This is a genomic window from Streptomyces sp. WZ-12 (assembly GCF_028898845.1).
Taxonomy (GTDB): Bacteria; Actinomycetota; Actinomycetes; order Streptomycetales; family Streptomycetaceae; genus Streptomyces.
Genome location: NZ_CP118574.1, coordinates 2,532,349 through 2,552,909, shown reverse-complemented (window position 1 = coordinate 2,552,909; position 20,561 = coordinate 2,532,349). Strand labels below are relative to the sequence as shown.

Here is a 20,561-nt window from a genome sequence, read left to right as displayed (position 1 = left end):
CATGACAGGCGGTCGGAACCGCCGGTGCCAGCAGCCGAGTTGCGGATTCTCGGATCCGAGAACGGACTTGGCGCTCACATAGAATCGCCAGGGCGCAACCGCAGCACCGGTCCGAGCCGGTGGGAGGGGGGACGTCTTGACCACGGAGATCACGGATCTCGCACGGCTCTTCCAGGAGCGCGCCTCCGGTGCCGTGCCGGCGTATCGGCGGGTGAAGGACCTGGTGTCCGAGCAGATCGCCGGCGGCCGGTGGCGGGAGGGCGACGCGCTGCCGTCGGAGAGCCAGTTCGTGGCGTCGCTGGGGCTGTCCCGGATGACGGTCAACCGCGCGCTGCGCGAGCTGGCCGCGGAGGGGCTGATCCGCCGCGTGATGGGCGTGGGCAGCTTCGTGGCGGTGGCCAAGGGCAGTTCGTGCCTGGTCGAGGTGCACAACATCGCCGAGGAGGTGCGGCGCCGCGGCCACCGCTACGAGGCCCGGGTACTGGCGCTGGGGGAGGAGCCGGCCGGGGCCAAGACGGCCGCGGAGATCGGGGTCGTCGCGGGGCGGCCGGTCTTCCGTTCCCGCATCGTGCACAGCGAGAACGGCGCGGTGATCCAGATAGAGGACCGCTACGTCAACCCGGCCTTCGCGCCCGGGTACTTGGCGCAGGACTTCACCGTGCGCACCCCGTTCACCTTCCTCTCCGAGGTCGCGCCGCTGGACCGGGGCGAGCACGTCGTGGAGGCGGTCCTGCCGTCGCCGGAGGAGTCCGCGCTGCTGGGCGTCGACGGCGCGGAGCCGTGCCTGTTGATCCACCGCCGGACGTGGTCGCGGGGCGCGCCGGTGAGCGTGGCGCGGCTGCTGCACCCCGGGTCGCGCTACCGCCTGGAGGGCGCCTTCGAGGCGGGGAACCCGACGGGCTGACCGGTGGCCGGGGTGACCGGCGGGTGGCCGGAGACGGCGGAGGTCAGCCGGGCCGCGCCCTCCCACAGGGCGTCCCGCACGGCATCCGGCTCGTGCGTGCTGCGGTGGGTGTGCCAGGTGCTGCTGAGCGCGGCGACCGGCCGCCCGTGGTGGTCGAAGGCGGCGACGCCCAGGGAGCGGAAGCCCTTGGAGACCAGCTCGGACTCCTCGGACCAGCCGCGCTCCCGGTCCCGGGCGAGCAGGGCCAGCAGTTCGGCCAGGGACCGCGGGCCCCTGCCGGTGCGCGTGATGAGGTCGCCGGGCCTCGGGAAGAGGGCCCGTACTTGCGCCTCGGTGGAGTGTGCGAGGATGGCGCGCCCGTTGGCGGTGAGATGTGCCGGCAGTCGGACGCCGATGTCGGTCACCAGAGCGGCTTCGACGTCGCCGGACCGTCCGCTGCGCGGGCGCTCCTTGAGGAGGTAGACCGACTCGGCGCCGTGCACGATGCCGAGGTGTACGGTCTGGCCGAGGTTTCCGGCGAGGCCGCGCAGGATGGGTCGCGCCAGCCGCTCCAGGGGTTCGTGCCGCAGATAGGCGGAGCCGATCTCGAAGGCGGCGACGCCCAGGCCGTACGCCTGCTCCTTCGGGAGGTAGGTGACGAAGCCGCGCTCGGCCAGGACCGTGAGGATGTGGTACGCCGACGAGCGAGGGATGCCGAGGTCACGGGCGAGGGCTGCGGTCTTCACCGGTCCGGAGCGGCCCGCGAGGTGCACCAGGATGTCCAGGGCGCGACCGACTGCGGGGGACGTGCTCGACGTCGATCTCCGTTCATTCACCGGTTCACCCCTTGACAATGCCTGTCTATACAGGAATATACAGGGTGCTTTCGCGGTGCACGGCTACCCCCACTCCGGGGACCTCGTTCCATTACCCGGCTCGCCGGCATCTCAGTGAACACCCGGCACCCCACCACCACTGGTCCCAAGGGAGGACGCAGTTGGCAACTGAAAAGGCGACGCTGAGCAGAGGGCTCCGTCCGCGGCACATCCGCTTCATCGCATTGGGCTCCGCGATCGGCACCGGCCTCTTCTACGGTTCGTCAGAATCCATCAGGGCGGCCGGACCGGCCGTCCTCCTCGCCTATCTGATCGGGGGCGCGGCCGTTTTCCTGGTCCTGCGCTCGCTCGGTGAGATGGCCGTCCGGTCGCCGAGCGCCGGCTCGTTCGGCGAGTACGCGACCAGACACCTCGGCCCGCTCGCGGGCTTCACCACCGGCTGGACCTACGCCTTCGAGATGGTCATCGTCTGCCTCGCGGACATCACCGCCCTCGGCGTCTACATGGGCTTCTGGTTCCCCGATGTGCCGCGCTGGACATGGCTGTTGGCCGCCATCCTCATCATCGGCGCGATCAACCTCTTCAGCGTCAAGGCGTTCGGCGAGCTCGAATTCTGGCTCTCCCTGGTGAAGATCGTCGCCATCGTGGCGATGATCATCGGCGGTGCCGCGATCCTGTTCTTCGGGCTCAGCCACGGTGGTGGGCATCACGTCAGCGTCGCCAACCTCTGGAACAACGGCGGCTTCTTCCCGCACGGCGTCCACGGTTTCATCCTCTCCTTCGCCGTGGTGATGTTCGCCTTTGGCGGCACCGAGGTCATCGGCGTCACCGCCGGCGAGGCGGAGAACCCGGAGAAGACGATCCCGAGCGCCGTGAACTCCATCCCGATCCGGGTGGTGCTCTTCTACGTCCTCACGCTCGCCGTGCTGATGTCGCTCAACCCCTGGCAGGAGGTCGGCACTTCCGGCAGCCCGTTCGTCCAGATCTTCGCGAGCCTGGGCATCAAGTCCGCGGCGACCCTGCTCAACGTCGTGGTCATCGTCGCCGCGCTGTCCGCGATCAACAGCGACATCTTCGCCGCCGGCCGGATGATGTACGGCATGGCCCAGCGCGGCCAGGCACCCGCCGCCATGCGGCGGCTCTCCCGCAACGGCGTGCCGTGGCTGACCGTCGTGATCATGATCGCGGCCCTGCTGGTCGGGGTGGTGCTCAACTACCTCATGCCCGAGAAGATCTTCCTGATCATCTCCTCGATAGCGACCTTCGCCACCGTCTGGGTGTGGCTGATGATCCTGCTCAGCCAGCTCAACGCCCGTCGCACGATGTCGCCCGAGGAGACCGCCGCGCTGCGCTACCCGGTGCCGTTGTGGCCGGTGGCCCAAATCGCCGCCACCGTCTTCATGGTCGCCGTGATGGTCCTGCTCGCCTTCTCCGGTGACACCCGCATCGCCCTCGTCGTCGGCGCCGTCTGGCTCGTCCTGCTCGGCGGGGTGTACGCGCTGTGGGTGCGGCCGCGGCTCGTCGCCGAACCGCCGGGCGCGCAGGCGCCGGAGGCGGTCGCCCAGGCGGTCCCGGCCGGCCGGGGATAGCCCCGCGCCACTGCCTGTGTCCGGGATTCCAGACGGGACGACCTGTCTGGTATCCCGGACACATGTCGTTCCGGGGCTCTCGTACACCCGCTCTGACATGCGGCTTCATGGGCTCATGACTGTTGTTGTTGACATCGGCCCGCTGACTGCCGAAGACGTCGTCTCCGTCGCCCGCCACGACGCAGCGGTGGAGCTCTCCCAGGACGCCCTGAAGGAGATCGCGCGCAGCCGCGAGGTCATCGAGGGCCTCGCCGACGATGTGGTCCCGCACTACGGCGTCTCCACCGGCTTCGGCGCCCTCGCCACCCGCCACATCCCGCACGCCCTGCGTGCCCAGCTCCAGCGCAGCCTGGTCCGCTCGCACGCCGCCGGCTCGGGCGAGGAGGTGGAGCGCGAGGTCATCCGCGCGCTCCTCCTGCTCCGGCTCTCCACCCTCGCCACCGGCCGCACCGGCGTCCGCACCGAGACCGCGCAGACCTATGCCGCGCTGCTCAACGCCGGTATCACCCCCGTTGTTTACGAGTACGGCTCGCTGGGTTGTTCCGGCGACCTCGCACCGCTGGCGCACTGCGCGCTGGCCGTCATGGGCGAGGGCGAGGTGCGGGACGCCAAGGGTGAGCGCAAGCCGGCCGCCGAGGCGCTGGCCGAGGCCGGCATCACCCCCGTCGTGCTTCAGGAAAAGGAGGGCCTGGCCCTCATCAACGGCACCGACGGCATGCTCGGCATGCTCGTCCTGGCCGCCCACGACCTGCGGAAGCTGCTGCGCACCGCCGACCTCGCGGCCGCCATGAGCGTCGAGGGCCAGCTCGGCACCGACGCGGTCTTCGCCGCCGACCTCCAGGCCCTGCGCCCGCACCCGGGCCAGGCCGACAGCGCCGCCAACCTGCGTGCGCTGATGAAGGATTCGGGGATCGTCGCCAGCCACCGCGGCCCCGACTGCCCCCGCGTGCAGGACGCCTACTCGCTGCGCTGCTCGCCCCAGGTGCACGGCGCGGCGCGGGACACGCTGGGCCACGCCGAGACGGTCGCGGGCCGCGAGCTGGCGGCGGCCGTCGACAACCCCGTGGTCACGCTGGACGGCCGCGTGGAGTCCAACGGCAACTTCCACGGGGCGCCGGTCGCCTGCGTGTTGGACTTCCTCGCGGTCTCCGTCGCCGATGTGGCCTCGGTCTCCGAGCGGCGCACCGACCGCTTCCTGGACGCGGCCCGCAACCACGGCCTGAACCCGTTCCTCGCCGACGACCCCGGCGTGGACTCCGGCCACATGATCGCGCAGTACACCCAGGCGGCGATCGTCTCCGAGCTCAAGCGGCTGGCCGCGCCCGCCTCCGTCGACTCCATCCCCTCCAGCGCCATGCAGGAGGACCACGTCTCGATGGGCTGGGCCGCCGGGCGCAAGCTGCGCCGCGCCGTGGACGGGCTCACCCGGGTCCTCGCCATCGAGCTCTACACCGCCGCCCGGGCGCTCGACCTGCGCGCGCCGCTGACGCCGGCCCCGGCCACCGCGGCCGTGCGCGACGGCCTGCGCAAGACCGTCCAAGGGCCGGGCACGGACCGCTGGTTGGCGCCCGAGATCGAGGCGTCCGTCCAGTACGTGGCGCGCGGCGAGGCGCTGGCCGCGGCCGAGGCGGTGGTCGGCGAGCTGCGCTAGCCGACCGGTTCCGTCGCGGTGGCTCTCCTCCCCGCCGCGGCGGAACCCTAAGGACGCCGGTCGCCGACCTGACGGCGACCGGCCTCGGGCGGCCCGCCGGCCGTCGCGTCCGGATCGACGACCCCGCCCACCCGGCGGGTCAACTCGCGCGCGGTCCACGCCACTTGCCCGGCGAGCCGGTGCCGTTCCTCCGCGCCGACGTCCGCGGTGGGGAACGTCACCGCCACGCCCGCGATCGGATGGGCGCGGTGGTCGAGGACGGCGGCGGCGAGCGACGAGAAGCCGCGGGTCACCTCGCCCTCCTCCGTCGCATGGCCGCGCCGCCGCACCTCGACCAGCAGCTCGTGCAGCGCCGACAGCGAGCCCGGCCCGGTCTCGTTGCGGGTGACGAACGCCGAGGGGTCGGGGAAGAGCGCGCGCACCTGCGCCCGGGACAGCCGCGCCAGCACCGCCCGCCCGCTGGCGGTGAGTTGGGCCGGCAGCCGGACGCCGACGTCGCTGACCAGTGGCGCCCGGCCCGGCGCGCGCTCCTCGATGACGTAGAGCACCTCGCGGCCGTGCAACACCGCGAGGTGCGCGTTGTACCCGGTGCGGTCGGCGAGTTGGGCCAGCGGCAGCCGCGCCAGCCGCTCGAAGGGGGCCTGTCGGCTGTAGCCCGAGGCGAGCTCGAAGGCGCTGACGCCCAGCCCGTAGCGCCGCTCCTCCGGCAGGTGGACCACGAAGTCCTGCCGGGCGAGGGTGTCGAGCAGGTGGTACGTGGTGGACCGGGGCAGCCCGATGTCGCGACTGATCGCGGCGGCCGGTACCGGCCCGGCCTGGCGGGCAAGGTACCGCAAAATGGAAAGAACCTGGTCGGCGGCGGGCACAGGGGACATGGGACGAGCGTAAGGAGCGCGACCGGCCCGACACAGGCGCCGCGAGGGCATGTCTCGGATGCCAGACAGTACGCCGCCACGCCCGGTAGCCCGGCCGCCCCGACCTGCGGCTTCATGGTGGCATGGCACCCGCGCACCCCACCACGACCACCCTCGTCACCCACATCGGCAACCTCGTGACGAACGACCTCGCCCTCGGCGCCGGCCCCTTGGGACAACTCCGCGACGCCGCCCTCCTCATGGAGGGCACGAAGATCGCCTGGGTGGGGCCCGCCCACCACGCGCCGGCCGCCGACCACGTCTACGACGCCGGCGGCCGGGCCGTCGTCCCCGGCTTCGTCGACTCCCACAACCACCTGGTCTTCGCCGGCGACCGCACGGAGGAGTTCAACGCCCGGATGTCCGGCCGCGCGTACACCGCCGGCGGCATCCGCACCACCGTCGCCGCCACCCGCGCGGCCAGCGACGAGGAGCTGGGCGCCAACCTCGCCCGCCACGTGGCCGAGGCGCTCCGTCAGGGCACCACCACCCTGGAGACCAAGTCCGGCTACGGCCTCACCCCCGACCAGGAGGCCCGCGCCCTGCGGATCGCCGGCCAGTACACCGACGAGGTCACGTTCCTGGGTGCGCACATCGTCGCGCCCGAATACGCCGACGACCCGGCGGGCTACGTCGATCTGGTCACCGGGCCGATGCTCGACGCCTGCGCCCCGCACGCCCGTTGGATCGACGTCTTCTGCGAGCAGGGAGCCTTCGACGGCGACCAGGCCCGGGCGATCCTCGCCGCCGGCCGGGGCGCCGGCCTGCTGCCCCGGGTGCACGCCAACCAGCTCTCCTACGGCCCCGGCGTGCAACTCGCCGTCGAGTTCGCGGCGGCCTCCGCCGACCACTGCACGCACCTCACCGACGCCGACGTGGACGCCCTCGCACACGGCGACACCGTCGCCACCCTGCTGCCGGGCTGCGAGTTCTCCACCCGCGCGCCCTACCCCGACGCCCGTCGCCTGCTGGACGCGGGTGCCACCGTGGCGCTGTCCACCGACTGCAACCCCGGCTCGTCCTTCACCAGTTCCATGGCGTTCTGCATCGCCATCGCCGTACGCGAGATGGGCATGACGCCCGACGACGCCCTCTGGTCGGCCACCGCCGGCGGGGCCCGCGCGCTGCGCCGCACCGACATCGGCCGCCTCGCGCCCGGAGCCCGCGCCGACCTCGTCGTGCTGGACGCTCCCTCGCACGTGCACCTGGCCTACCGGCCGGGCGTGCCCTTGGTGTCGACGGTGTGGCGGGCCGGCCAGCGGGTGGGCACGGAGCTCAGCACGCCCTGACGGCCGGGCGGTTGAGGGCGCGGCGCGCCGCCGGGGCTCACCCGAGGGGCGACACCGCAGGACATGACGTGCCGTCATGTGTGGGTGAGGGGGCTGCCGAGGGTGGCCCCCTCACCCCGTGTCCGGGCTCCCGGCCCCTTCAGAGCCGGGCCACCATGTGCGTGGTGAAGGTGACATGGCCGTTCTGCGTGCCCGTGATGTCGCTGCTGACGAGGCCGGGCTCCGGCCGCTGCAGCGGCGTCGCCTCGATCCAGCAGGGCGCATCCAGTTCGGTGTAGCGCGTGAAGTGCGTGCGCAGCGTCACCGGGTTGGTGCGCTCGGGCCCCGCGAGGTACTGCACGGCCTGGCTGGCGGCCTCCAGCAGCACCATGCCGGGCAGGTGGTCGTGGGCGTGGTCGAAGAGCACCGAGTGCCCGGTGTCCACCCGCAGTTGCCAGCGCCGCGGCCGGTCCGTCGGGCAGAGCACCACGTCCCGCTCGGTGGTGCGGCCCACCTGCCCGGGCGGCACCGGTGTGCCGGGTGGCGGGGCGAGCGAGGTGGCGGTCTTGGCGTCGGCGTGCCGACCGCGCAACCGGTCGTAGAGGGCGGGCGGGTGGCAGGTGTACCGCAGGTGCGCGGTGCCTAACAGCTCCCCCTCGCGGACCGCGCTGATCTCTGCCTCCAGGCGCACCGGACCGGACCTGCGGCGGGTGGCGGGCAGGGTGTGCGTGATGGTCAGCTCGACGGCGGCCCCGCTGTCCTCCGGCCGGATGCCGAGCATCGCCGGGGTGATGGTGCACGAGCAGTAGTCCCAGCCCAACCGGTACTCCAGCGGCACCTCGTAGGCCGCGTTGGAGAGCAGGGCGAGCGCCTGGCGGACGGTCTCGATCAGCAGCAGGGGGCTGTAGCGGTCGACGTGCGAGGCGTAGAAGACGTGCCGCTGCGGCCAGTGCGCGGTGACGCGGTGAGTGGTGCCGGAGACCGGGTGCCAGTCGGTGATCAGGACCTCGTCGTCGAGGTGCTTGCGGACCAGGCGGCCCGGTACCGGGGCCGACCCGGGGACCGCCGGGACGGCGGCTAGGGGGGCGGGCATACGACTTCTCCTCACGCTGGTGATCGTCGTGTGCGGCAACTGGTGTGACTGGGGATGGAGTTGAACCAGCCACCTGCCGTAACATAGAGAACGTTATTTATTCTGTCGAGAGCGGACCGGAAAACACCATGCCACGACAGCGACAGGACCGTGCCCTCCGGACCCGGGCAGCCATAGTGCGGGCGGCGGCTGAGGTCTTCGCCGAGCAGGGTTATGCGGGTGCGAGTGTCACCAAGATCACCGACCGCGCGGGCCTGACGATGGGGGCGATGTACTTCCACTTCAAGAACAAGGCGGCGCTGGCCCGCGAGATCGTTGTGGGTCAGCCGGACCGGGTGCTGCCTTCGCGCCCTTCTGCCGGCCTCCAACGCGTCGTCGACATCACCCTGACCTGGGCCCATCAGCTCCTGGAGGACCCGGTGTTGCTGGCCGGTGCCCGACTTGTCATGGAGCAGGAGGAGTTTATCGGTTCGGAGCAGAACTCCCACCAGCAGTGGGCGCGGATATTCGAGCGGGAGCTGGGCCGGGCCCGGGAGCGCGGCGAACTCCTCCCCGGCTGCGATGCGGCGGCCGCCGCCCGCCTGATAGTCAACGCCTGCACGGGCGCGCAGATGCACGCCCAGATGGCGACCGGTCACCGCGATCTGCCCGACCGCGTGGTGGAGATGTGGCGCTGCCTGCTGCCGGCGCTGGCCGCGCCGGAGGCGGCGGCCGCGGTCGAGCTCGACGTCGAGCGGGGGAAGGTGGCCGGAATCGCCTCGTGATGAGTGGCCAGTCACGCTCCGTATGACGGATATTGACCGGATTGACGGGACACGGGTACGCCACAGCGGCACACCGCGATTCTGAGACGCGCATCAGTGACTGTCCACACGCGGGGCAGGGCATGACGCCGACGGTTCCGGTACTGGCGGCAGGGGCCCACGGGCAGAGGGGGCGCGGTCGCCTCCGGCCAAGGCCACGGCCGGGCTTGCGCTTTGGGGGCACCGGCGAGGACGCCGGGGCGCCCGAGCGCGCAACCCAGCGGCCGGACCGCGGCGCCGGCAAGGGGAGATGAGCGTCCGTCAACGCGCCCTACCCAACCCACATAAAGAGCCCTATCTTTTGTTCTGCGAGTGCCTGAAGGGGGGCGTGTGAACGGCGGGCGCCTGGATTCCCCACCGCCGCACCGCCGTTGGGCTCCGCCGTGCCCGAGCGCGTGCCGTACCACGCCTGCGGTGCGTGCCGTTCCGAACATCCCCCGACCGCGGATGACGACCACCGACGACACCACCCGCGCCGTACGCGCGGCCCCATGAAAGCAGGCGAGCACCCGAGATGAACCTGGCCACCTCGGTCCACACCCACTGGGACGGCCCCGGAGTCCCGAGCATCGACCCCGGGCGCGGCATCCCCTTCGGCAGCAGCAGCGTCCAGCACGGCACCGCCGTCTTCGAGGGCATCCGCTGCTATGCCACGCCGGAGGGGCCCGCGATCTTCCGCCTCGACGACCACCTGGAGCGGATGCTCAACTCGGCCCGGCTGCTGGGCATCCGCCACGCGTACGACCTGCCCCGGTTACGCCGGTCGACGCTGCGCGCCACGGCCGACAGCGGCTGCGCCGACGGCTACGTACGCCCCGGGCTCTTCGCCGCCGACCCGGTGGTGAGCATCGGCCTGACCACCGTGCCGTTCACCCTGGGCGTGGAGGTCTGGCCGGTGACCACGCCGCCGCCCGAGCCGCCCGCCATTCCGGGCGTGCGGCTGACCGTCTCGCCGTGGCGCCGCCCCTCGCCGCAGTCCTTCCCGCGGCGTGCCAAGGCCGTCGGCACCTACGTCACCTCGGCGCTGGCCAAGACCGCGGCGCAGGCCGCCGGCTTCGACGACGCGCTCCAACTCGACTGCGACACCGGCCGGGTGGCGGAGGCCACCACCGCCAACGTCTTCCTCGTCACCGGGGGCCGGCTGAGCACCCCGTGGCTCACCGACAACCTGCTCGCCGGCATCACCCGCGACTCCGTGCTGACCCTCGCCCGCGACCTGGGGCTGGAGGTGACAGAGGGACCGGTGGAGGTGGCGGAGGTGCACGCGGCGCAGGAGGTCTTCCTCACCGGCACCGCCGGCGAGTTGTTGCCGGTCGCCTCGCTGGACGGCCGGCCGTTCGCGGCGGAGCGCCCGGTGTTCGACGCGATCGCGACGGCCTTCCGGGCGACGGTGACGGGCCGCGCCGGGCACCCGGAGTGGCGGACGCCGGTACCGCAGCGCGAGCCGGAACCCCCGGCGGGCCCGGCCACGCCCTGAGGCCGACCGCTGAACTGGCCGAACTCCCCGCGGCCGGGCCGGGGGACCCGAAGAACGGCACCACCGAACGCACCCGACCGCACCGACCCGGCGGTCGAGCGGCGTCCGGAGCGTCGGGGCCGTGCCCCGCACACCGCTCCGTGCGCCGCTCGCGGCGCCCCGGCGAGCCGGCAGCCGAGCAAGAAAGGCACGCGGTGATCCAGCAACGAGCCGCACGGACGCGCCGACGCGTCCTGGAGGCGGGCGCGGCGGAGTTCGCCCGCCGGGGCTACGCCGCCACCACCCTCACCCACATCGCGCACGCGGCGGGGGTGACGATGGGGTCGATCACCTTCCACTTCGCCTCGAAGCGCGAACTGGCCGACGCCGTCTGCGAACTGGGCCACCAGGCCACCCGCGAGGCCGTGACGCTCGGCGTCGAGCGCGCGGCCGGCCCGCTCCAGGCGGTCATCGACCTCACCCACCTCCTGGTGCGGCTGCTCGGCGAGGACGATCTCGTGCGCGCGGCGAGCCGGTTGGGCGGCGAGGGCGGGGACCGGGACGGCTGGTACGGGACGTGGCTGCCGGAGTTGCACGCGGCGAGCACCCGCGCCGACGAGGACGGCGTGCTGCGGGCGGAGGCGGACCCGGCGACGGTGACCGCGCTGGCGGTCGGCCTCGTCGCCGCGGCGGAGACCTCCGCCCTCCAGGCGACCTGCGCCCACACCGGCACCACGGACACGACGCAACTCGCCCTCGCCTGGCGGACGTTGCTGCACGCCGTAGCCTCCCCGGAGGCAGCCCGGGACCTCAGCCCCACCGGCCCCGGGGACCCCGGGAGCCCCCCGTGCCCTGAGAACCCGTAGGGTCCGACGACTCCGAGGAGCCGGGCGCGCGTCGACGGGCGCGGTTTTGGGACGGCGGCCGAGCGCCCGCCCCGCGCCCAGCAGCCGGGCGCCGACCGGGCCCTGCCGGCCGCACCGCCGCTCCCCGCTGGCGCCCCTCACCACCGCCCGTCCCCCCAACGCGGGCCGCCCTCGGCCCAGGCCCGTTCCCACTGGACGGCGCGCCGGCGCCGTAGCCACGCCCGTAGGCCCCAGACGGCGCCGGCCACCGCGCCGCACCAGGCGACCGCCGCCAACACGCCGACCAGTGCGGCCGCGACGGCGCCGCCGGCCGGGTCGAGCGGCTCATGGGCGAGCCGCCCGCTGCCGTCCAGCCACACCGTGATCCCCGAGCCCGCCTTGCGCCCCGCCTCGACCTGGGTGGTGCCCCGGTGGGCGGAGCGCTGCGCGTCGCGCCAACGGATGGCGGCGCGCACGGTGTTGTCGCCTACGTTGCCGGAGAAGGCGCCCGGCGACCGCCCGGGCGCGTCGTCCACCAGGAAGGCGGTGGCCGGGTAACGCTCCCGGCGCTGCTGCCGGTAGGCGTCCTGCGCCGCCAGCCCCGAGCCGACCCCCACCGCGGGCCCGCCGACGACCACCAGCGCCGAGGCGACGAGCAGGGCGGCCGCCTCCAGGACGTCCGACGGCCGCCTGAGCGGGTTCCTCCGCCAGCGCCACAGCGCCTTCCCCGGCTTCATGCACACGCCTCCCCGCACCCGCGCGGCGCCCCGCACCGCGGAGCGGCCGCACCGTCCATGACCCGTCCGAAAGGGACTTTAGTGACGAGCCGTTGGCTCACCCATCGGCCAACACGGTGTTGATAGGGGGAAGTTGCGCTGTTGATGGGGCCGGGGGCGGAGGGTCCGGCCCGCTACCCCCGCTCCGGTGCGACCGTCACCGCCGTCATGACCAGGCCCGAGCCGATCAGCCAGCGGCCGTTGAAGGCGTCGAGGCGGCGGCCGTCCACCAGGGGGCCGGGGACGAGGAGTTGGGCGGTGAAGGTGGCGTCGGTCGGGTCGAGGGTGAGGCGGGCCTCCTCGAAGCCGAGCCAGCGGCCGGTGAGCGGGTACCAGGCTTTGTAGACGCTCTCCTTGGCGCTGAAGATCAGGCGTTCCCAGCAGATCTCCGGCTGGTGCGCGGCGAGTTGGGCGAGCTGGGCGCGTTCCTCGGGAAGCGTCACCAGGGACAGGACGCCGGGGTCGTCCAGGGGGGCGTGCGGTTCGGCGTCCACACCCAGGGAGCGGAGGTCCGTCGCCCGGGCCACCGCGGCGCCGCGGTAGCCGGTGCAGTGGGTCATGGTGCCGACGATGCCGTCCGGCCAGCGCGGGGCGCGGCCCGGCCCGGGCAGCACCGGCGCCGGGGCGATGCCGAACGTGGCCAGGGCCCGGCGGGCGCAGTTGCGGACCGTGCCGAACTCCCGCTGCCGCTTGTCCACCGCCCCGGCCACCAGCGCGAACTCCTCCGGGAACATCTCCTCGACCGGGTCGTCGGCGAAGGACTCGGCGGTCGCTATGGGGGCGGGGAGCAGTTTCTCGATCACGCGGGGACTCCGGTCGTCGCGACGGGCAGGATCTGGACCGGGCGGCCGGGGGAGCCGGCGCGGCGCCGCCATTCGCGAGGGTAACCGAGTGACACCTCCTGGTGCGGCACTCCGTCCCACATGATCAGCCGGGGGATGTGCAGGTGGCCGTAGACCACGGTGGCGGCCCGGAACCGGCGCGGCCAGTCGGCGGTGGCCTCCGTGCCGCACCACAGGGCGAACTCCGGATACCACAGGGGACGGGTGGGCTCGCGGACCAGCGGCCAGTGGTTGATCAGGATCGTCGGCAGGTCCTCCGGGAGCGCGGCGAGCCGGGCCTCGGTCTCCTCGACCCGGGCCCGGCACCACGCCTCGCGGGACGGGTACGGGTCGGGGTGGAGGAAGTACTCGTCGGTGCAGACGATCCCGGCCTTCTCGGCGATCTGGAGCGCCTCCTCCTTGGAGCGCGCGCCCGGCATGCGGAAGGAGTAGTCGTAGAGCAGGAAGAGCGGCGCGATCGCGACCGGGCCGCCGGTGCCCTCCCAGACGGGGAAGGGGTCCTCGGGGGTGAGTACCCCCAACTCCCGGCAGATCTCCACCAGATGCTCGTAACGGGCCACGCCGCGCAACTGGACCGGATCCTTGGCCGGGGTCCACAGCTCGTGGTTGCCGGGCACCCACACGACCTTGGCGAACCGACTGCTCAGCAGGGAGAGGGTCCAGCGGATGTCCTCGACGTACTCCCCGACGTCCCCGGCGACCAGCAGCCAGTCGTCGTCGGACTGCGGGCGCAATCGCTCGACGATCTCGCGGTTCTCGTCGTACCGGACGTGCAGATCGCTGACGGCCACCAAGCGGCCCTCGCGGGACGCGGGGGCCGGCGCGGCGGTGGCGTGCTCGGCGCCTGGGGTGAAGGTGCGGATCTCGTAGGTCACCTCAGCAGTAAAGACGGTGACGCGGAGAGAAGTGAAGCGCCTCCTGGGATCCAGGGGGTGTGCCGTGGGGGAGCCCCCTACGGGACGGCCGGCGGGAGGGGGCGCCCAGGGCCGTCGACGGCGGTCAACGCACGCCGGGGGAGGGGGCGCCGCCGCGCCGGATGCGGGTGGCCAGCCAGAGGTCGAAGCGGTCGTCGGGGTCGTCGAGGCGGCGCCCGGTGAGGTCCATCGCCTTGTCCAGGCGGTTGCGCACGGTGTGCCGGTGGACGCCGAGCCGGCGACTGGTGGCGTCCCAGGCGCCGCCGGTCTCCAACCAGGCGGCGAGGGTGGCGATCAACTCCTCGCCGTTGTCGGACAGGTCCAACGGGCCGAGCACGCTGTCGGCGTAGCCGTGCAGGGTGCGCCGGTCGCCGAGCTCCAGCAGCAGCCGGGCGGCCTCGCTCTGCCGGGCCTCCGCGGGCGCCCCGGCGGTCCGGCTGACGGCCAGCAGCCCCGTCGCCTGCCGCAGCGAGACCCGCACCGTCTCCGGCGCGGTGGCCGGGCCGATGCCCGCCGGGCAGTGCGGCGCGAACCGGCCGAGCACCGCGCGGACGTCCAACTCCTCGCCGACCACCGCCTCGATCACCGGCACCGGCGCGGAACCCGGCCCACCGGTCACCCGCACCAGCCCGCCCGGCATCGCCAGCGCCAGATCCGCCGCCATCTCCTGCGCCGCGCCCTCCGGCAGCCCGGCCGCCGAGGGCGCACCGCCCGGCCCCCGCGGGCCCGTCGCCGGCGCGGCCTCCACCACCACCGCCCGCACCCGCTCCGCGGACAGCCCCACCGACGCCAGCATGTCCCGGGCCCGCTCGGCCACCAGGTCCTCGCCCGACAGCAGCTCCGACAGCAGCGCCGACCGCCGCCGGCGCTCCGGCTCGTCGCGCAGATGGCGCCGCTCCAACTCCAGCGAGAGCAGCGAGATCAGCCCGGGCACGACGGACCGCGCGGCGTCGTCGGGCCGCCCGGTGAGCAGCAGCAGACCGCGCAGCCGGCGGGCACCCAGCGGCTGCACCTCCAACTGCCGCCCGCCGGCGGTACTGCTCGCACTGCCCCGCAGCCCCCGCGCGGCGACCCGCTCGATCAGGTCGTGCGCCTGCTCCAGGGGCGCGAGCGGCTCCTGTTCGGCGGAGGCCAACTGCCGCCCCAGGGGGTCGAGGACCGTGGCACCGACCCCGGTGGCCGCCGTCCACTCCGCCAGCATCGGCTGGAGCCCGTCGCTGGTCGCCGCGGCAGCGGTCAGCCGCCGCTGGGTGGCGAACGCCCGGTGCAGCACCTCCCGTTGCTCGGCGGCCCGGGCGTCGAAGACCGCCTTGGTGACCGCGATGAAGGGCACCTCGTCCGGCACCGTCAGCAGCGGCAGCCCCGCCTCCCGGGCCGCCGTGACCAGCGGCTCCGGCGCCTGTTGATACGGCAGCCCCTGCCCCAGCCCGAGCGCCAGACAGGCCGCGCCGCCCCCGGCGGCGTCCCGCACGTACGCCCGGCAGGCGGCCGGCTCCATCGGCAGCAGCAGCCCGATGGTCATCAGCAGCTCGCCGCCCTGCAACCACTTGCCCGGGACCAACAGGTCGGAGACGGTCGCCGCCTCGATGGTCCGGGACAGCAGCTCCGGCGGGACGTCGTAGGTCAGCGACAGATGGAGACCGGGCCGTGCCAGCAGATCGGAGATACGCAGAGGCATAGACATAGTGTCCACCACATATCTATTGAATGGACGATCGGGCGATCGAGTCCTGGCGGCGGGGGGCCTAGTTTCACACCACCGCGGAATCCGCCCTCCGTTTTCCCCCCGTAGTGGCCCGCGGCCCCTCCCCACATATCCCGTCGCCACGCCCGAGGAGTAACCATGGATCCCACGGCACCCACGGAAGGCACGAGCGAGGGGCGAGGCTCCCGCATGATCGAGGTCCGCTCCATCGACTACGTCCCCGTCCGTGAACGGCACGGGAAGGTGTGGCACCAGGGACCCTTCTGGTTCACCGGAAACTTCGTGCTGACCACGATGGTCACCGGTTTCCTGGGCCCGGCCCTCGGTCTGAGCCTGCCGCTCTCCGTCGCGGCGGTCATCCTCGGCGCCTGTTTCGGCACCTTCTTCATGGCCTTCCACGCCAACCAGGGCCCCCGGATGGGGCTGCCGCAGATGATCCAGTCGCGCGCCCAGTTCGGCATCCGCGGCGCGATCGTCCCGTTCGCCGCCGTGGTCTTCGTCTACGTTGGCTTCAACGTCTTCAACGTCGTCCTGGCGGCCCAGGGCCTGCGCACCGTCTTCCCCGGTGGCACCACCCTCTGGTACGTGCTGATCATCGGCGTCGCCATCGTGCTCGCCGTCGTCGGCCACGACCTGCTGCACCTGGTGCAGCGCTGGCTCACCTACGTGCTGATCGTCGTCTTCGGCGTGCTGACCGTCGGCGCCCTGATCCACCTCGACCCGCACTCCGCGGCCGCCGGCCCCGCCGGGCACGGCTCCTGGACGTCCTTCCTGGTGGTCTTCTCCGCCGCGGCCGGCTACCAGATCAGCTACGCCGTCTACGTCTCGGACTACTCCCGCTACCTGCCCAGGGACGTCCCCGCCCGCAAGGTCATCTGGTGGACCTACGCCGGCGCCGCCGGCTCCGCGGCCTGGCTGATGTCGCTGGGCGCCCTGCTCGCCTCGGCGCTGCCGCACCCGGACGCGATCAGCAGCATCCGCCAGGTCGGCAACGCGATCCTGCCCGGCTTCGGCACCTTCGCCGTCGTCGTCTCCTCCGTCGCCCTGGTCGGCATCATGGCCGTCAACGCGTACGGCGCGATGCTCACCACCACCAGCGCCGTCGACGCCTTCCGGAAGGTCAAGCCGACCGTCCGGATCAGGGTCGCCGGCATCGTGGCCATCGGCCTGATCGTCTTCACCGTGGCGATGCTGCTCCCGGAGAACTACCTGGAGAGCTTCAACACCTTCGTGCTGTTGATGCTCTACTTCCTGATCCCGTGGACGGCGGTCAACCTGGTGGACTTCTACTGGGTCCGGCGCGGCCACTACGCGGTCACCGCGATCTTCGACCCGTCCGGCATCTACGGGCGCTGGTCCTGGCGCGGCATCGTCGCCTACGTGGCGGGCTTCGTCGCGATGGTCCCGTTCTTCTCCACGTCCTTCTACACCGGCCCGGCCGCCACGGCGCTGGGCGGCGCGGACCTGTCCTTCGTCCCCGGCCTCCTGGTCGGCGGCGGCCTGTACTACCTGCTCTGCCGCAACCTCGACTTCGCGGCCGAGGAGGCGGCGATCGCCGAGAGCGAGCGCGAACTGGAGGGCGTGGACGCGGAGATCGCGGCGGGCGCCGACGGTGCGGGCGGCACGGACGGCACGGCGGCGGCCGCGGCGGCCTCCGGCGCGTAGCGCGGCAGCCCGCGGCAGAGGGGGCTTCGCCCCCTCCGTCCCGTTATGGTCGGCCGGTAGGGAGAGATCCCACCGGCCGACCGGCGTTTTCGCCACCGCCCCGGGCCGGCGACGGGACCGACCGCGGGACGAAGGGAAGTGCGGCACCATGCCCCTGCAGGCGGCGTTCCTGGTGGCCCCCGAGGGCACCGAACAGGTCGAGCTGACCCAGCCCTGGCAGGCGGTCACCGCCGCCGGCGGCACCCCCACGTTGATCTCCACCAGGCCCGGCCGGATCCAGGCGTTCCACCACCTGGACAGGGCCGACACCTTCCCCGTCGACGTGACCGTGGACGCCGCCTCCGTCGCGGACTACGACGGCCTGATCCTCCCCGGCGGCGTCGCGAACCCCGACGCGCTCCGCCTCGACGGGGGCGCCGTCGCCCTCATCGCCGCCTTCTTCGAGACCGGCAAACCGGTCGCGGCCATCTGCCACGCCCCCTGGGCCCTGATCGAGGCCGACGTGGTCCGCGGTCGCACCCTCACCTCCTGGCCCAGCCTGCGCACCGACATCCGCAACGCCGGTGGCGAGTGGGTCGACCAGCGGGTCGTGGTCTGCACCAAGGCCACCAACACCCTCGTCACCAGCCGCAAGCCCGCCGACCTGGACGCCTTCTGCAGCTCCCTGGTCGAGGAGTTCGCGGGGTAGTCGGCGGCGCCCCCAGGGAGCCGGGTGCCGCCCCATGGGCCGACGCCTCGGACCGCAGCTCTTCCACCACCGCCACCGATTCCCCCGGAAGCCGCAACACCCCGTCGCCCTCCGGGAGATGGGGGTGTGGCCAGCCCGTCACGGCACGGAAGCGCGGCGTTCCGGTCGGGGGAGGAGGGGCGAGGGGGATGGCGGCCGTCGTGCCGGGCGGGGCGAGGTTGACGGCCAGGTGAACGGGGCCGCGGCGGAGGAGGAGCCAGCGGGCGTCCTCGTCGTGGGTGAGGTGGGTGTGGGCCGGGTCGGGGTCGGTCAGGGCCGGGTGGGTGCGGCGCAGGGCGAGCAGGGTGCGGTACCAGGCCAGCAGGGCGGAGTGCGGCTCGGTCGGCGGCTCGGACCAGTCGAGGACGCAGCGGTCACGGGTGGCGGGGTCCTGCGGGTCCGGCCAGTCGGCGCCCAGGAGGGCCCCGGGCGCGGCGCCCTCCTGGGCGGCGAACTCGCGCCGCCGGCCGGCCCGTACGGCCTCCGCCAGCTCCGGGTCCGGATGGTCGGTGAAGTACTGCCAGGGGGTGCGGGCGCCCCACTCCTCGCCCATGAAGAGCATCGGGGTGAACGGGGAGCCGAGCACCAGCGCGGCGGCGCAGGCCAGCAGGCCGGGGGAGAGCGTGGCGGTGAGCCGGTCGCCGCGGGCGCGGTTGCCGATCTGGTCGTGGGTCTGGGCGTAGGCGAGCAGCCGGTGCGGCGGGGTCGCCCGCAGGTCCAGGGGGGCGCCGTGGCGGCGGCCGCGGAAGCTGGAGTGGCTGCCGTCGTGGAAGAAGCCGCCGGTGAGGGTCTTGGCGAGGGCGGCGAGCGGGGCGCGGGCGAAGTCGGCGTAGTAGCCGTGGGATTCACCGGTCAGCGCGGTGTGCAGGGCGTGGTGGAAGTCGTCGTTCCACTGGCCGTGCAGGCCGAGGCCGCCGGCCTCCCGCGGTGCGGTGGTGCGCGGGTCGTTGCGGTCGGACTCGGCGATCAGGAAGAGCGGGCGGCGCAGTTGGGCGGCGAGCGCGTCCACCGCGGCGGACAGTTCGGCAAGGAAGTGCTCGGCGCGGTCGTCGTGCAGGGCGTGCACCGCGTCCAACCGGAGCCCGTCGATCCGGTAGTCCCGCAGCCAACTCACCGCGCTCCCCAGGAGATAGTCGCGGACCTCGTCGGAACCGGGGGCGTCGAGATTGACCGCCGCCCCCCAGGGCGTCCGGTGGGCGTCGGTGAAGTACGGCCCGAACTCCGGCAGATGGTTGCCGGACGGGCCGAGGTGGTTGTGGACGACGTCCAGGACGACCCCGAGCCCGTGGCCGTGCGCGGCGTCCACGAACCGCTTCAACCCGTCCGGGCCGCCGTACGGTTCGTGCACCGCCCAGGGCGCGACCCCGTCATAGCCCCAGCCGTGCCGCCCCGGGAACGGGCACACCGGCATCAGGGAGACGTGGGTGACGCCGAGGTCCGCGAGGTGGTCGAGGCGGTCCGCGGCCGCGTCGAAGATGCCCTCGGGGGTGTACGTCCCGAGGTGCAGCTCGTAGAGGACCGCGCCGGGCAGCGGGCGGCCGGGCCAGGGGTGCCGCCAGGCGAACCGCGCGTGGTCGACGACCGCGCCGGGCCCGCCGGGGCCCTCCGGCAGCCGGGCGGCGCGCGGATCGGGCCGGGGCGGCCCGCCGTCAAGCCGGAAGGCGTAGCGGTCGCCCTCCTGGGCCGCCGCCTCCGCGTGCCACCAACCGGGCCGGTCGGGGTCGCGGTCCAACGGGACCGGTGGCTGGCCGGACCGGTCGCCGGCCCACTGGAGGGCGACCCGCCCGGCGTTCGGCGCCCATACCTCGAACAGCACGGCTGTCCTCCTTCGTTGCTCCGGCCGGTCGTCTCCCGGCCCGGCGCCCCCGCTGCGGACGACGAAAGCACGCCGCCGCGCCGGACGAAAGGACGCGGCGCTGCGCCGCACCGACATCGCCTGGACACCGAGTCACCGCAGGCCGGACAATTGCGCCATGACTTCGCTCCAGTTCCCCGCGCGGCCCTCGGATGCCGACCGGGAACGCGCCCTTGAGCTGCTGCGTGACGGCGCGGCGGACGGACGGCTGTCCCAGGACACCTTCCTGCGCCGACTGGAACTCGTCCTGAGCGCCCAGCAGCACTCCGAACTCGCGCTGGCCACAGCGGACTTGGAGGACCGCGGCAAGGTACAGGGGCTGGTGCTGCGGGCGGTCGGCCGGGTGTCGGCGTTCCACCTCCGGGTGCGCAGGGCCTGGCGCACGGAGCGGCTGCCGAAGTTGCTGCTGCCCGAGCCCGGGCCGTTCCCGCTGAGGATCGGGCGGGCGCCGGGCGTCGGCCTGCGGCTCAACCACGAGACGGTCTCCCGCAACCACGCCGAGCTGCGCAGCGAGGGCAGCGGCTGGATGCTGCGCGACCTCGGCTCGACCAACGGCACCTGCGTCAACGGCCGTCGACTGGTCGGCGAGATCCAGGTCGGGCCCGGCGACCACATAAGGTTCGGCGAGGTCGACTACGTCCTCACCGAGCGCCGGGGCTGAGAGAGCGCCGAGCGGCCCGGCGGCCCGCCCGGACGGTGGCCGGCATGTCGTCCGCCAGTGGCCCCGTTCCGCCTGATG

18 protein-coding genes are annotated in these 20,561 nt (G+C 73.4%); 10 read left to right on the top strand and 8 right to left on the bottom strand.

The window, feature by feature from the left end; all coding sequences use genetic code 11:
- Positions 1–136: 136 nt before the first annotated feature.
- Entirely contained in the window at positions 137–904 is a 768-nt protein-coding gene (hutC, locus tag PV796_RS10665) for a histidine utilization repressor (RefSeq protein ID WP_274912712.1), read from the top strand.
- Here the strand turns inward: hutC and PV796_RS10660 are convergent.
- Positions 859–1,719, bottom strand: coding sequence for an IclR family transcriptional regulator (locus tag PV796_RS10660; RefSeq protein WP_274912711.1), 861 nt, complete (start codon positions 1,717–1,719; stop codon positions 859–861). The two genes, hutC and PV796_RS10660, sit on opposite strands and share 46 nt — an antisense overlap.
- 161 nt (positions 1,720–1,880) lie before the next feature.
- Between PV796_RS10660 and PV796_RS10655 the strand changes: the two genes are divergently transcribed.
- Complete coding sequence (locus PV796_RS10655) at positions 1,881–3,308, top strand: amino acid permease (RefSeq protein ID WP_274912710.1); 1,428 nt, start codon at positions 1,881–1,883, stop codon at positions 3,306–3,308.
- A gap of 115 nt (positions 3,309–3,423) precedes the next feature.
- The gene (gene hutH / locus PV796_RS10650) at positions 3,424–4,959 is read left to right on the top strand and encodes a histidine ammonia-lyase (RefSeq protein WP_274912709.1); all 1,536 of its coding nucleotides are present in this window, start codon (positions 3,424–3,426) and stop codon (positions 4,957–4,959) included.
- A gap of 47 nt (positions 4,960–5,006) precedes the next feature.
- On the opposite strand, the gene PV796_RS10645 is transcribed toward hutH, so the two are convergent.
- Positions 5,007–5,834 carry an IclR family transcriptional regulator gene (locus tag PV796_RS10645; protein WP_274912708.1) on the bottom strand — a complete coding sequence of 276 codons (828 nt, stop codon included), beginning with the start codon at positions 5,832–5,834 and terminating at the stop codon, positions 5,007–5,009.
- Between the two features lie 122 nt (positions 5,835–5,956).
- On the opposite strand from PV796_RS10645, the gene hutI reads away from it, so the two are divergent.
- Positions 5,957–7,162: an imidazolonepropionase gene (gene hutI, locus PV796_RS10640; RefSeq protein ID WP_274912707.1), complete on the top strand. Its 1,206-nt coding sequence runs from the start codon at positions 5,957–5,959 to the stop codon at positions 7,160–7,162.
- Positions 7,163–7,301: 139 nt separating this feature from the next.
- Here hutI and PV796_RS10635 read toward each other — a convergent pair whose 3' ends face one another.
- Positions 7,302–8,234, bottom strand: a complete 933-nt coding sequence (locus PV796_RS10635; RefSeq protein WP_274912706.1) for a ScbA/BarX family gamma-butyrolactone biosynthesis protein — start codon at positions 8,232–8,234, stop codon at positions 7,302–7,304.
- A 128-nt stretch (positions 8,235–8,362) separates the two neighbouring features.
- Here PV796_RS10635 and PV796_RS10630 point away from each other — a divergent pair, with 128 nt between their 5' ends.
- The 3 genes from PV796_RS10630 (at position 8,363) to PV796_RS10620 (ending at position 11,359) form a co-directional block, all read left to right on the top strand.
- Positions 8,363–8,998 (top strand): ScbR family autoregulator-binding transcription factor, encoded by a 636-nt coding sequence (locus PV796_RS10630; protein WP_274912705.1) that lies wholly within the window; start codon positions 8,363–8,365, stop codon positions 8,996–8,998.
- Between the two features lie 553 nt (positions 8,999–9,551).
- A complete protein-coding gene (locus PV796_RS10625; RefSeq protein ID WP_274912704.1) occupies positions 9,552–10,514 on the top strand; it encodes an aminotransferase class IV in 963 nt (320 codons plus the stop codon).
- A gap of 194 nt (positions 10,515–10,708) precedes the next feature.
- Positions 10,709–11,359 carry a TetR/AcrR family transcriptional regulator gene (locus tag PV796_RS10620; RefSeq protein WP_274912703.1) on the top strand — a complete coding sequence of 217 codons (651 nt, stop codon included), beginning with the start codon at positions 10,709–10,711 and terminating at the stop codon, positions 11,357–11,359.
- Positions 11,360–11,496: 137 nt separating this feature from the next.
- On the opposite strand, the gene PV796_RS10615 is transcribed toward PV796_RS10620, so the two are convergent.
- The 4 genes from PV796_RS10615 to PV796_RS10600 form a co-directional block, all read right to left on the bottom strand.
- The gene (locus tag PV796_RS10615; RefSeq protein WP_274912702.1) at positions 11,497–12,075 is read right to left on the bottom strand and encodes an Rv1733c family protein; all 579 of its coding nucleotides are present in this window, start codon (positions 12,073–12,075) and stop codon (positions 11,497–11,499) included.
- Positions 12,076–12,248: 173 nt separating this feature from the next.
- The gene (locus PV796_RS10610) at positions 12,249–12,917 is read right to left on the bottom strand and encodes a 4'-phosphopantetheinyl transferase family protein (protein WP_274912701.1); all 669 of its coding nucleotides are present in this window, start codon (positions 12,915–12,917) and stop codon (positions 12,249–12,251) included.
- Positions 12,914–13,831 carry a metallophosphoesterase family protein gene (locus tag PV796_RS10605; RefSeq protein ID WP_274912700.1) on the bottom strand — a complete coding sequence of 306 codons (918 nt, stop codon included), beginning with the start codon at positions 13,829–13,831 and terminating at the stop codon, positions 12,914–12,916. Before PV796_RS10605 ends, PV796_RS10610 begins: the two co-directional genes overlap by 4 nt.
- 124 nt (positions 13,832–13,955) lie before the next feature.
- Positions 13,956–15,548 carry a PucR family transcriptional regulator gene (locus PV796_RS10600; protein ID WP_274912699.1) on the bottom strand — a complete coding sequence of 531 codons (1,593 nt, stop codon included), beginning with the start codon at positions 15,546–15,548 and terminating at the stop codon, positions 13,956–13,958.
- 165 nt (positions 15,549–15,713) lie between these two features.
- Between PV796_RS10600 and PV796_RS10595 the strand changes: the two genes are divergently transcribed.
- Positions 15,714–17,240, top strand: coding sequence for a purine-cytosine permease family protein (locus tag PV796_RS10595; RefSeq protein WP_274912698.1), 1,527 nt, complete (start codon positions 15,714–15,716; stop codon positions 17,238–17,240).
- A 154-nt stretch (positions 17,241–17,394) separates the two neighbouring features.
- On the top strand, positions 17,395–17,928 hold the full coding sequence (locus PV796_RS10590; protein WP_274918963.1) for a type 1 glutamine amidotransferase domain-containing protein: 534 nt from the start codon (positions 17,395–17,397) through the stop codon (positions 17,926–17,928).
- Here the strand turns inward: PV796_RS10590 and treZ are convergent.
- Positions 17,861–19,783: a malto-oligosyltrehalose trehalohydrolase gene (treZ, locus tag PV796_RS10585; protein WP_274912697.1), complete on the bottom strand. Its 1,923-nt coding sequence runs from the start codon at positions 19,781–19,783 to the stop codon at positions 17,861–17,863. The two genes, PV796_RS10590 and treZ, sit on opposite strands and share 68 nt — an antisense overlap.
- A gap of 157 nt (positions 19,784–19,940) precedes the next feature.
- On the opposite strand from treZ, the gene PV796_RS10580 reads away from it, so the two are divergent.
- Positions 19,941–20,483 (top strand): DUF1707 and FHA domain-containing protein, encoded by a 543-nt coding sequence (locus tag PV796_RS10580; RefSeq protein WP_274912696.1) that lies wholly within the window; start codon positions 19,941–19,943, stop codon positions 20,481–20,483.
- Positions 20,484–20,561 lie beyond the last annotated feature (78 nt).